Below are 12,458 nucleotides of genomic sequence, written 5' to 3' on the forward strand. Positions count from 1 at the left end.
TCTCCGGTCTTCGCAGGGCTGACGGGTTCAGGAACCGAACACGGCCTCGCGCGGACTGACGTCCCGGGCGATGCTGACGCCCTGCACATGCGAGGTCTTGAGGATGGGATAGTTCGCCTCGCCGAAGGCGCCGCCGGTCAGACCGGTGCCGCCGTGGCTCGGCAGGTACGGCAGGAAGCCGATGTGCGAGTCGTTGACCTTCAGCAGGCCGCCGTTGACCACCCGCGCCACGAACGTGTCGATGACCTCGTCCGAGGCGGTCCACAGGGAGTTGCGCAGCCCGTACTCGTTGCTGTTGACGAAGTGCAGGAACCGCTCCAGCAGCTCCTCGTCGGAGCCCGGCTCGGCCACGATGACCGGGATCAGCGGGAAGAAGGTCTCCTGGCGGACCATGTCGTACGAGCGCGCGCCTTCCATCCCGTCGACCCGCACCACCGTGGGCTCGAGGAAGACGCCCGTCTCGGACGGGGTGCCGTCGAGCTCGGTGCGCCGGCCGCCGGTGACGATCTCCCCGCCGTTGTCCACGGCCTGCTCGAGCAGGGCGAAGAACCGCTCGCTGCGCCGCACCGGCGACAGCAGCACGTCCTCGTCCTCCGGGTAGCCCGGGCGGACGGTCTTGACCTGCTCCTTGACCTCGGCGATGAGCGCCTCGGCCACGTCCGGGTGGGCCAGCACGTAGTTGGGGACCATGCAGATCTGGCCCGAGCCGTAGAAGGCCTCGGTGATGGCCTCGGCCGTCTTCTTCACGTCGGCGTCGGACCACACGACGATGCCGTCGTTGCCCGCGAGCTCCAGGATGGGCTTCTTGCCGTTGGCGACGCAGGCCTGCTCGAAGCGCAGTCCCTGCTCGCTGCCGCCGATGTAGAAGATGTCGTCGATCAGGGGGCTGGTGACCCAGCGGTCCAGGGTCTGCTTGGGGTTGCCGCACACCGCGTTGAGGGTGCCGGCGGGCGCGCCGAGCTCGTCGAGCAGCGGGGCCACCACGTCGCGCAGCAGCCACATGGTGCTCAGCGCGATGCTGCGCGGGGCGCGGACGACGACGGCGTTGCCGGCCATCAGGGCCAGCACGGCCAGGGCGGCGCTCGGCAGCGGCGCGTTCTGCGGGGGGTTGAAGCCGACGACGCCGTCGGGCTGGCGGCGCACGATCAGCCGCCGGCCGCCGTGCCGGAACTCGGTGTGCATCTGCTGCCGGTACCAGCCCAGGCTCTCCTCGCTGTATATCTGCAGCAGGCAGCTGAGCTCCCAGCGGGCGAGCTTCACCGGGTGGGCCTCGGCCACCAGCATCTCCAGGAACTCGTCCTCGCGGCGCAGCAGTTCCTCGCGGAAGCGGGTGCCCAGGCTCATCCGGATGTCCAGGGGCACGGCCGCCCAGCCCGGTGCCGCCGCGGCCGCGGCCTCGGACGCCAGGTCGATGGCGGCGTCGCCGGCGATGGCGCAGCGGCCCACCACGTACGGGTGACCGGCGGCCTCGGAGTCGGGGTCCTTCTCCAGGGCCCGCTTGAGGCTGACGCTGGTGAACACGTCCTCCAGCAGCGACCGGCCGCTGACGGTGTACACCCAGTCGTCGCCCTCGACGTCCTTGCCGCCGATGTAGAGCGGATAACTGCGGAATGTACTGTCGCGTTCGCCTTCGGCGTCCTTGGCGGCAGCGGCGGTGTTCGTGGACGAGGCCGTCCCCGCCAATTCATCGAGAAGCATTCTCAGGCCTTTCCGATTCGGTCCAGTCGGTCCCGTCGCCCGTCCGATGCGTGTGTGCGTGTGCATGGAACGAAAAAATCTTCGGAATCCGTCGCATGGCTTTGCGGTCTTCGCCTGTTCACCGGGTGAGCGGTTTCCGTCCGAAGCGATGCGATCGTGACAAGTCCGCCTGACCCGTCACTGACATCCGACTGATTTCGGTCGGCTTCCGGCACCGATCAGTGGCTTGTCAGCGTGCGGTCAGCCGTTACGGGCAGCGTGTGACCGCCCTCGGCGAAGGACCGTGTCCGGCGGCCGCCGGCTTTCCGTTTCCCGAGGCGAACGCCACACCCTTCACGGTCGTCGCCCGCACCGTCCACGTCCTTCCACCACACGCCCTGAGGGATCTTTCGATGACACAGTCCACCGACACCCTTTCCCCGCTGACCGACCTGCCCGTCACCGAGATCGGCGAGGCCGTCGAGGCGCTCGTCGTGGCGGAGTTCAAGCACGCCCTGCTCATGGGCGACGAGGATCTCGCCCTCGACAGCAACTTCTTCGAACTCGGACTCACCTCACTGCGCCTGATGAACGTCAGACGCAGCCTCGAGGAGCGACTCGCCCTCGAGATCGACACCACCGTGCTGTTCAACAGCCCCACCATCGAGCAGTTGGTCGCGCACCTGACCGGCCTGCTCACCGCCGGGCAGCAGGCCCGGTAGCCCACCCTTCCCGGTCCGCCCCCGCCGGGCCGACGCAGCCGCCCCCACCACCAAGGGACACAAGGAGAAGCGGACATGCCGCGCCAGTCCTCAGAGAACGACCAGCAGCCGCACACCGACCCCGCGGCGGACCGGGACCAGGGCAGCGCCGGCCAGGCGCTCCCGGACAGGAACGAGCCCATCGCCATCGTCGGCGTCGGGCTGCGCTTCCCCGGAGGCAGTGAATCCCTCGACGAGTTCGACGCCTTCCTGCGCGAGGGCCGGTCCGGAATCGGCCCCCTGCCGCAGGACCGCTGGGACGCCGAGGCGTTCACCCCCAAGGACGTCAACGACCCCCAGGAGAAGGGGAAGATCCGCACCACCGGTGGCGGATTCCTGGACCGCGTCGACCTCTTCGACGCCGCGTTCTTCAACATCTCGCCCAAGGAGGCGCAGTACCTGGACCCCCAGCAGCGCCTGCTGATGGAGACCGCCTGGCAGGCGCTCGAGCACGCCAACATCGACCCCACCCCGCTGCGCCGCGGCAACGGAGGCGTGTACATCGGGGCCAGCTCCATCGACTACGCGCTCGAGATCGACGCCCTGCCGTACGAGGAGCTGGACGGCCACCTGGCGTCGGGCATCACGATGTTCCCGCTGTCCGGGCGGCTGTCGTACTTCCTGGGCTGGCGCGGCCCCAGCATGAGCGTGGACACCGCCTGCTCGTCGTCGCTGGTGGCCCTGCACGCGGCCGTGCAGGGGCTGCGCGGCGGGGAGACCGACATCGCCCTGTGCGGCGGGATCAACGTGCTGCACAGCCCGCGCATCCCGGTGATGTTCAGCCACGCGAACATGCTCGCCCCCGACGGGCAGTGCAAGACCTTCGACGAGGCCGCCGACGGCTACGCCCGGGCCGAGGGCTGCGGAGTCCTGGTGCTCAAGAGGCTCTCGGACGCCGCGCGGGACGGCGACAACGTCCTGGCCGTGATCCGGGGCACCGCCGTCGGCCAGGACGGCGACAGCGTCGGGCTGACCGTGCCCAACGGCGCCGCCCAGGAGATCGTCATCCGCAACGCCCTGGCCGCGGCCCGGCTCGAGCCCGGGGACATCCAGTACGTCGAGGCGCACGGCACCGGCACCCCGCTCGGCGACCCCATCGAACTGGGCGGCATCAACAACGTCTTCGCCCGCTCGCACACCAAGGACGACCCGCTGCTGGTCGGCTCGGTGAAGACCAACCTGGGCCACATGGAGCCGGCGTCCGGCCTGGTCGGGGTGATCAAGGCCGTGCTGCAGATACGCTCCGCCACGATCTACCCCCACCTCAACCTCACCACCCCCTCCGGCCGCATCCCGTGGGACGTCTACCCCGTGCGGATCCCCACCGCGTGCGAGCCCTGGAAGGCGCCCGTGCGGCGGGCCGTGGTCAACAGCTTCGGCTTCGCTGGAACCATCGGCGCCGTGGTGCTCGAGCAGCCCCCCGCCCCCGCCCCGGCGCCGGCGCCCGCCGCGGAGGGCGACGGCGTCCGGATGTTCACCGTCTCCGCCAAGAGCGCCGGCGCCCTGCGCGGACAGCTCGAGCACTACCGGCGACTCCTGGACGAGCGGCCGGACCTCGACCTGGACCGGCTGTGCCACACGGCCAACGTGGCCCGCGCCCACTTCTCCCACCGCGTCGCCGGCCCCGTGGGCGACCACGCGGACCTGGCGAAGCTGCTGGACGCGGCGCGGGCGCGGGAGGACCTGCCCGGCCCGTCCGGCATCCGGAAGATAGCCTTCATGTTCGGCGGCCAGGGCTCGCAGTACCTGGGCATGGGCGCCGCCCTCTACGAGCGGCACGAGGTCTTCCGGGACGCCGTCGACGCGTGCGAGGAGCTCTTCGCGCCGCACCTGGAGGTCTCGGTGCGCGACCTCCTCCTGGGCACGGCCGGCGACCCGGACCTGATCCATCGGACGCGGTACACCCAGCCCGCGCTGTTCACCGTGGAGTACGCGCTGGCCCGCCTGTGGATGTCGTGGGGCGTACGGCCCAACGTCCTGATCGGGCACAGCATCGGCGAGGTCGTCGCCGCCACGGTGGCCGGCCTGTTCACGCTCCCCGACGCGGTCACCCTGGTCGCCGCGCGCGGCCGGCTGATGCAGTCGGTGACCGCCGCCGGCGGCATGGCCGCCGTGAGCGCCCCCGCCGCGCAGGTGACCCCCCTGCTCGCCGGCCACCCCGATCTGGCCCTCGCGGCCGTCAACGCCCCCGACCAGTGCGTGATCTCCGGCGCCACCGCGGCGCTGGAGGAGGTCGTCGCCCGGCTGCGGGAGGACGGCACGCGCGTGGACCTCCTCGACGTCTCGCACGCCTTCCACTCCCCGCTGATGGCCGAGGTCTTCGACGACTTCCGGCAGGCCGTCGCGGGCATCACCTTCCACCAGCCCTCCCTGACCCTGGTCTCCAACGTCACCGGCAAGGTGGCCCGCCTGGCGGAGATCGGCACCCCCGAGTACTGGGTGCGCCACATCGGCGAGCCGGTGCTGTTCATGGAGGGCATCAAGACGGTCGCCAAGCGGGGCCGGCACGTCTTCGTGGAGATCGGCCCGTCGACCGCGCTGACCGCGCTGGGCCGGCGCTGCCTGGAGGCCGACGAGCACCTGTGGCTGGCCAGCCTGCGCCGCCGCGAGCCGGGCGCCGACACGATCCTGCGCTCGCTCGCCGAGTTCTACACCGCCGGGCTCACGGTCTCCTGGTCCGGCGTCCACGCCGGCCGCACCCTGCCCCGCCTGGACCTGCCCACGTACGCCTTCCAGCGCAAGCGCTACTGGCTCCCCGTGGGCAGGAAGCGACGCGGCCCGGTCCCCGGCGGGCCCGCCCGCCACGTGCTGCTGGGTACGGAGAACCCGGCCGGCGAGGGGCGCCCGGAGGGACAGCGGGAGTTCACCGCCGAGTTCGCGCGCGAGGACCTGGGCGCGCTCGGCCGCTACCGCGCCGCGGGCGAGTCCGTGCTGCCGGCGGCCGCCCACGTCGACCTGCTGCTGGCCCTGCAGGACGCGGTCCACGGGCACACCCGCGGCACCCTGCGCGAGCTGCGGGTGCACGAGCCGCTGCCGCTGCCCGACGAGGGCGTCGTCCGCCTGGTCACCCGGCTGCGGACGGCCGAGGACGGCCGCGCCGAGGCCGAGGTGGTCAGCGTCCACGAGGGCCGCGAGCGCCGGCACGTGACGGCCGTGCTCACCGACGGGCCCGCCGCCGACGGCGGCGAGAGCGCCCTGCGGCACGCCCTGGACGAGGCGGGGGAGGCCGTCGAGACCACCCCGGCCGAGGACGTCTACACCGACCTCGACGCGGTCGGCCGCGAGGCGGGGGAGGGGCTGCGGCTGCTGACCCGGGTGGCGGTCCACCCCGGCGGCCTGGTCACCGGCGAGCTCACCGGCCGGGACGCCACCGCCGTCGAACAGCTGCCGGGCGAGCTGCTGGAGAGCGCCCTGCACGCCACCGTCGCACTCGACGCCGAGGGCCCGGTGTTCGACCTCCGGGCGGCCGCGAGCGTCCGCCTCTTCAAGAAGCCGCGCGGCACCCGGCTGCGGGTCCTGGCCAAGGTCGTCACCCCCGCGGAGGGCCGGCGGCGGATCGCCGACGTCCTGCTGCTGGAGGGCGACGCGCCGGTCGCCGAACTGCTCGGCGTCGAACTGGCCAGGCCCGACGGCGAGGGCCGCGACCGGCAGTTCCTGCACCGCCTGCGCTGGGTGCGGCAGTCCGCCCCCGCCCGTACGCCCTCGGGCCCCCGGCACGTACTGGCGCTGCAGGCGGACCCCGGGCGGCTGGCGCAGCTCGAACGGCAGGCCGCGCGGCACGACATCCGGCTGTCGTTCGTCATGGCCCCCGACGCCCTGGCCGGAGCGCTCGACGACTCCTCGGTCACCGACGTCTGCTGGTTCTGGAGTCCGGAGCAGACGCCCATGTCGGCCGACCGGCTGCGGGCCGAGTGCGAGCGCAACTACCGGCACCTGCTCAAGGCGGTGGCCGTCATCGACGGCGCCGGGCTGCGGCGCCCCCCGCGGCTGTGGCTCGTCACGGAGCGGGCCCAGGGCCTGCCCGGCGACCTCCCCGGCACCGGCGAGCAGCTCGGCGCCGCGACGCTGTGGGGCTTCGGCCGGGTCCTGCTCACCGAATACCCGCAGTACCGCGCCACCCTGCTCGACCTGCCCACCGAGGGCGACCTGTTCCCCTTCGCGTCCCTGCTCGACGAGTGGCGGGCGCAGACCGGCGACGAGTACCAGGTGGCCTACCGCGGCGGCCGCCGCCACGTCCGCCGGCTGCTGGCCGGGGACACCACCGTGCCCCACACCGGCGGCTTCGAGTTCCGGGCTCCCGACAGCGGTGACCTGGCGGACCTCATGCCGGTGCCGGCGCAGGACCGGGCGCCCGAAGGCGACGAGATCCAGGTCCGCGTCGACGCGGTCACCCTCACCCCCGACGACGCCCGGATCGCCCGCGAGGGCGGGCTCGCGCGGGACGGCGCCGCCGCGCCCGTCCTGGGCACCTCCGGCTACGGCACCGTCGTGGCGGCCGGCGAGTCGGCCGCGTACGCCCCGGGCGACCGCGTGCTCGTCCACGGCGACGGCGTCCTGCGCTCCACGGTGACCGTGCCCTCCGCGGACGCCCGGCGCGTCACGGAGATCCCCACGGCCGAGGAGATGTACGGCCCCGACGAGCTCGACGAGGCGCTGCGCGCCGTGAACGAGGGACCCGCCTCGGCCACCGCCCTGGTGAGCGTGGCGGCCGAGACGGCCGACCCCGCGTGGACCGACAGCGGTGCGCAGACCCCGCCCCGGCTGACCATCAGGCCGGACCGCACCTACGTCGTCACCGGCGGCTTCGGCGGACTCGGCCTGGTCACCGCCCAGAAGCTGGTGGACCTCGGCGCCCGGCACGTCGCCCTGCTCAGCCGGCGGGCCCGGCCCACCGACGAGGCCGCGAGCCTGCTGGCCGCCCTCGGCGAGCGCGCCGAGATCAAGGTCATCCGGGTCGACGTGGGCCGCGCCGAGGACGTCCGGCGGATGACCGCCGAACTCCTGGCCTGCCCGGCCCCGGTCGGCGGCATCGTGCACGCCGCCGGCGAGATCGGCAAGGCGCTGATCGCGGAGCTGGACTGGGCGGCCATGGAGGAGCAGCTGACCGCCAAGGTGTACGGCGGCTGGCTGCTGCACGAGGCCGGGCGGCACTTCCCCGAGCTCGAGTTCTTCGTGTCCTACTCCTCCATCGCCGCCGTCCTGGGCGGCGCCACCCAGGGGCACTACGCCGCGGCGAGCGCCTACCTCGACGCCCTGGCCGACTGGCGGGGCCGACAGGGCCTGCCGGGCCTCTCGGTCAACTGGGGCGCCTGGGCCCGGGTCGGCATGTCCGCGCGGCTGGAGGACCACCTCAGCCAGGAGATCGAGCGCAGCGGCATCCGCTTCTTCTCGCCCGCCCGCGCGCTGCGCACCCTGGCCGGCCTGCTGGGCCGGCCCGTCACCCAGCGGGTGGTCGGCGAGTTCGACTGGGACACCTACGTCGCCAACACGCCCGTCGCGGACGCCCTGTACTCCCGGCTCGCCCGCCGGGACGCGGCGGCCGGCTCCGGCGGGCTGGACCTGGGCGAGCTGCTCGCCCGCCCCAAGTCCGAGCGCCGGGCCGTGATCGGCTCGGTGGTCGCCTCGGAGGTCGCGGCCGTCCTGCACCTCGACGGGGCCGACGAGCTCGAGCCCACCGCCGAGTTCGTCTCCCTGGGGCTGGACTCGCTGATGGCGCAGACGGTGAAGTCCGCGCTGGAGAAGACCTTCGGTCTGACCCTGCCGGCCTCGCTCACCTTCGACCACCCCAGCGTCCGGCAGCTCACCGAGCACCTCGACGGCCTGCTGGTGCCCGACCCGGTCGCCTGACCACGTTCCCTCCCGGAAGGGCGCGCCACCGCGCCCTTCCGGGAGGCGCAATCCACAGCACCCTCCCCAATGACAGGTCCGGACCACGAGCGTGGCCCGGACCCCGACCACACGAGGCGGATTCCGTGAACGAAAACAGCCGGTGGACGCTGACCAGATCGTCGGCACGGCACGCGGCCGAGCGCGCCGACCACCCGGCAATCGTCTGCGAGGGCCGTACGACCACCTACGGCGAGCTGCACCGGGCCAGCAACAGCGCGGCGCGCGCCCTGCGCGCGGCCGGCATCGGCCACGGGGCGCGGGTGGCCTACTTCGGCCGCGAGTCGGAGCACTACTACCTCGCCATCCTGGCCTGCGCGAAGATCGGCGCGGTCCTGGTGCCGGTGAACTGGCGGCTCACATGGAGCGAGGTGGCCCACATCCTGCGGGACTCCAACGCCGAGCTGATCTTCGAGGACGAGCGGTTCGGCGAGTGCGCCGACCGGGCGCTGACCGGACTGCCCGAGGTCGCCCGGGTCCCGCTCGCCGGCCCCGACTCGCTGCGGGCCTGGTACGCGGGACACTCCGACGACGACTTGGACCCGGGCACCGGACCCGACGACGCGGTGGTGCAGGTCTACACCAGCGGGACCACCGGCCTGCCCAAGGGCGCCGTGCTGGCGCACCGCAGCTTCTTCACCCTCCCCGACGCCATGCGCCGAGCCGGGACCGACTGGATCGACTGGCTCCCCGACGACGTCGCCCTGATCTCCCTGCCCGGCTTCGGCATCGCGGGCATCGGCTGGTTCATGCACAACTTCAACGCCGGGGCCACCAACGTGGTCATGGAGATGTTCACCCCCGCCGAGGCCGTCCGGCTGATCGCCGAACACCGGGTGACCACCACCTTCGTCGCCCCGGCCATGCTCCAGATGATGCTGGACGAACGCGGCGTCGGCCCCGGGACGTTCGCCTCGCTGCGCAAGGTCGCCTACGGCGCGGCACCGATCTCCGAGGGGCTGCTGCGACGCTGCCTCGACATCCTCACCTGCGAGTTCGCCCAGATCTACGCGAGCACGGAAACGGGCAGCGTCGCCGTGTGCCTGCCGCCCGAGGCCCACCAGCCCGGCAGCTCCCTGCTGCGCTCGGTCGGCAAGGTGTGCCCCGGCAACGAACTGAAGATCGTCGACGCCGACGGCCGGGAGCTGCCGCCCGGCGAGATCGGGCAGGTGTGCGTCCGCACCCCCGCCCGCATGCTGGGCTACTGGAACCTGCCCGAGGCGACCGCGAAGACGCTGGACGGCGAGTGGCTGCTGATGGGCGACGCCGCGTACCTCGACGCCGACGGCTACCTGTTCCTGTGCGACCGCATCAACGACACCATCATCGTGGGCGGCCAGAACATCTATCCCGCAGAGGTCGAGAAGGAGCTCAGCGACCACCCGGCGGTGGCGGAGGCCGCCGTGGTGGGGCTGCCTGACCGCTACTGGGGCGACGAGGCGCACGCCTGCGTCGTGCTGCGGCCGGACGCCGCGGCCACGCCCCGCGACCTGATGCTGTTCCTGCGCGGACGGCTGGCCGACTACAAGATTCCCAACGTGTACCACTTCGTGAGCGCGCTGCCGCGCAATCCCGCCGGCAAGATCCTGCGCCGCGATGTCCGCGAACAGCTGCTGGCCGAGCGGGAATCCGCCCCGGCCGCCCGGACTTGAAGCAGCCGTACGCGATCTTCCCGAACGAGAAGGAAACCGACATGGCCGACTCCACCACCATGCCCCTGCGCATCGGCGTCCTGCTCCCCACCCGGGAGCAGGCCATCACCGACAGCTTCGCCGCCGACCCGCTGCTGGACTTCGCCCGGCAGGCCGAGCAACTCGGCTTCGACTCCCTGTGGGCGGGCGACTCCCTGACCGCCCGCCCCCGCCTCGACCCGCTCGTCGTGCTCTCTGCGGCCGGCGCCGTGACCAGCCGCGTCACCCTGGGCACCGCCGCCCTCACCCCCGCCCTGCGCCACCCCCTGGTCGGCGCCAACATGATCTCCAGCCTCGACCACGTGTGCGGCTCGCGGCTGGTGCTCGGGCTCGGCTCGGGCTTCCCGATGCCGGAGACCGAGGCGGAGTTCGCCTCCGTCGGCGCCTCCTTCAAGGGCCGGGTGGGACGGCTGGACGACATCGTCGGGCTGTGGCGCACCGCCTGGGGCAGTGACCGGCCCGGCGCGCCCACCGACTACGCCGGAAAGTACTGGCAGGCCGAGGGGCTGGACCGGCTGCCGCGCCCCCACCGCCCCGGCGGCCCGCCGCTGTGGCTCGCCGGCAGCGACACCCCGCGCGTGCTGGAGCGGGTGGCCCGCGGCTACGACGGCTGGCTGCCCTTCCTGCCCTCCGCCGAGGCCTACGGAGTCGCCCGCGCCCGGATCGCCGAGCTGACCCGACAGGCCGGCCGCCCGGCCGACGCGGTCACCCCCGGCCTCTACGCCACCGTCACCGTCAACCGCGACGCGGCGGCCGCGGAGGCCGAGCTCGAGCACTACATCGAGCACTACTACGGGCGTTCGCTGCAGCAGATGTCGGCCATCCAGGCCTACGGCTGGGGCACCGCCGAGCACTGCGCCGAATGGCTGGCCTCCTACGTGCGGGCCGGCGCCCGGCACCTGGTGCTGCGGATCGGGTCGCTGGACCCCGAGCCGCAGCTGAAGGAGATCGCCGAGGTCCTGCTGCCCGCCCTGCGGGCCGTGGCCTGACCCACCCGGCCCGCACCGGGCCGCCGCCACCCCCCACGCGAGTCACCCACAGACACCACGCGCGACACCCGACAAGGAGCACACGTGTCACAGAACCTCGGACAGTCCATGTCCACCGCGGGCCACTGGTTCCACCCGGTCGAGCCGCCGGCCGAGGCCGGAGTGCGGCTGTTCCTGCTGCCCCACGCGGGCAGCGGCGCCATCATCTACCGGGACTGGGCCGGCCTGCTGCCGGCCGACGTGGCCGCCCAGGCCGTCACCCTCCCCGGCCGCCACAGCCGGCGCGACGAGCCCACGTACACCGACTGGGAGCCGCTGCTCGACGCCCTTCACGACGCGGTGCTCGCCGAACTCGACGACCGGCCCTTCGCGTTCTTCGGCCACTGCATGGGCGCGCAGCTCGCCTTCCGGCTGACCCAGCGCCTGGAGCGGGAGGGGCAGCCCCTGCCAATCCTGCTCGGCGCCTCGGGCTGGTCCCCGGTCGGCTTCTACGAGCCGACCGCCGAGCAGGTCCACATGCCGGAGGCCGAACTCGTCGACTGGATCAAGAAGCTGGGCTCGTTCCCCGCCGAGATCTACGACGACCCGGAGATGCTCGCCCTCGTGGTCCCCGCCCTGCGCGCGGACCTGTCCGTGGCCGCCCAGTTCACCGACGACGGCGAGGGCGTGGCCTGCCCGCTCGTCACGTACGGCGGCAAGTCCGACCCCCTGCAGGAGCGGCCGGACGCCATGTCCTTCTGGGCGGCCCGCAGCCCCGAGTACCTCGGGCACCGGGAGTACCCGGGCGGACACTTCTACATCGACCACCACGCCCCGTCCGTCACCGCGGACTTCGCCGGTCACCTGAACCGCTTCGCGACCGCCCTCCCGGCCTGACCCTCCGGCGGCCGGCCCCCGCAAGGGGCACGGAAACGGCGCGTGGCCCCACCCGTTGGACGGGCGGGGCCACGCGCCGTTCGTCGTGCGACGGCCGAAGGCTTCTCGCGTCAGCCGGAAGAGCGGCCGGTGAGCTTGCGCAGACCGGAGATCTGCAGGAACGCGAACGCGGCGACGACCACGGCCTGGAGCGGGGTCCACACCGTGCCGACCGTGTTCGGGTCGATCCAGCCGAAGGCCAGCGCCGCAACGCTCGCGACGGCCCACAGCAGGTTGGCCTCGATGACCACCTTGGTGGCCAGGGCCGGGGGCACCGGGCGGGAGGCCAGCACCGCGACGAGGACGCCGTAGACCGTCAGGAAGGCGCCGATGCCGCGCAGGAAGCCGGTGGACAGGTCCAGCAGATCGCCGACCGGCCCGGCACCGAGCAGGTAGATCAGCCCGTTGCCGCCGGTGACGACGGCGTCGAGGGTGAGGAAGACCCGCAGCGGCTTGGCCGCGGAGGAGTCCGCGCGGTCCGTGCGGTGCGCCGCCGAGGTCTGATAGGTCGTCATGAGAACACTCCTGCCTGTCTGTTG

At 73.0% G+C, this 12,458-nt stretch carries 7 protein-coding genes; 5 read left to right on the top strand and 2 right to left on the bottom strand.

The window, feature by feature from the left end:
* Positions 1 to 27: 27 nt before the first annotated feature.
* Positions 28 to 1,698: an aldehyde dehydrogenase family protein gene (locus IE295_RS03835; RefSeq protein WP_190061959.1), complete on the bottom strand. Its 1,671-nt coding sequence runs from the start codon at positions 1,696 to 1,698 to the stop codon at positions 28 to 30.
* Between the two features lie 392 nt (positions 1,699 to 2,090).
* On the opposite strand from IE295_RS03835, the gene IE295_RS03840 reads away from it, so the two are divergent.
* The 5 genes from IE295_RS03840 (at position 2,091) to IE295_RS03860 (ending at position 11,880) form a co-directional block, all read left to right on the top strand.
* Entirely contained in the window at positions 2,091 to 2,399 is a 309-nt protein-coding gene (locus tag IE295_RS03840; RefSeq protein ID WP_190061960.1) for an acyl carrier protein, read from the top strand.
* Positions 2,400 to 2,474: 75 nt separating this feature from the next.
* Positions 2,475 to 8,285 carry a type I polyketide synthase gene (locus IE295_RS03845; protein ID WP_190061961.1) on the top strand — a complete coding sequence of 1,937 codons (5,811 nt, stop codon included), beginning with the start codon at positions 2,475 to 2,477 and terminating at the stop codon, positions 8,283 to 8,285.
* A gap of 125 nt (positions 8,286 to 8,410) precedes the next feature.
* Positions 8,411 to 9,976: a long-chain-fatty-acid--CoA ligase gene (locus IE295_RS03850; RefSeq protein WP_190061962.1), complete on the top strand. Its 1,566-nt coding sequence runs from the start codon at positions 8,411 to 8,413 to the stop codon at positions 9,974 to 9,976.
* Between the two features lie 41 nt (positions 9,977 to 10,017).
* Entirely contained in the window at positions 10,018 to 11,004 is a 987-nt protein-coding gene (locus IE295_RS03855) for an LLM class flavin-dependent oxidoreductase (protein WP_190061963.1), read from the top strand.
* Positions 11,005 to 11,088: 84 nt separating this feature from the next.
* Entirely contained in the window at positions 11,089 to 11,880 is a 792-nt protein-coding gene (locus IE295_RS03860; protein WP_308013128.1) for a thioesterase II family protein, read from the top strand.
* Positions 11,881 to 11,990: 110 nt separating this feature from the next.
* Here the strand turns inward: IE295_RS03860 and IE295_RS03865 are convergent, their stop codons facing one another.
* Complete coding sequence (locus IE295_RS03865) at positions 11,991 to 12,434, bottom strand: hypothetical protein (protein ID WP_190061964.1); 444 nt, start codon at positions 12,432 to 12,434, stop codon at positions 11,991 to 11,993.
* Positions 12,435 to 12,458 lie beyond the last annotated feature (24 nt).

The sequence above is a fragment of the Streptomyces griseocarneus genome (assembly GCF_014655595.1).
GTDB classification, from domain to species: Bacteria; Actinomycetota; Actinomycetes; order Streptomycetales; family Streptomycetaceae; genus Streptomyces; species Streptomyces griseocarneus.

What these genes read in the sequence shown, in the direction of transcription:
- IE295_RS03840 (WP_190061960.1), top strand. Translation starts at nt 2,091, where the DNA reads ATGACACAGTCCACCGACACCCTTTCCCCGCTGACCGACCTGCCCGTC.
- IE295_RS03865 (WP_190061964.1), bottom strand. Translation starts at nt 12,434, where the DNA reads ATGACGACCTATCAGACCTCGGCGGCGCACCGCACGGACCGCGCGGAC.
- IE295_RS03855 (WP_190061963.1), top strand. Translation starts at nt 10,018, where the DNA reads ATGGCCGACTCCACCACCATGCCCCTGCGCATCGGCGTCCTGCTCCCC.
- IE295_RS03835 (WP_190061959.1), bottom strand. Translation starts at nt 1,698, where the DNA reads ATGCTTCTCGATGAATTGGCGGGGACGGCCTCGTCCACGAACACCGCC.
- IE295_RS03845 (WP_190061961.1), top strand. Translation starts at nt 2,475, where the DNA reads ATGCCGCGCCAGTCCTCAGAGAACGACCAGCAGCCGCACACCGACCCC.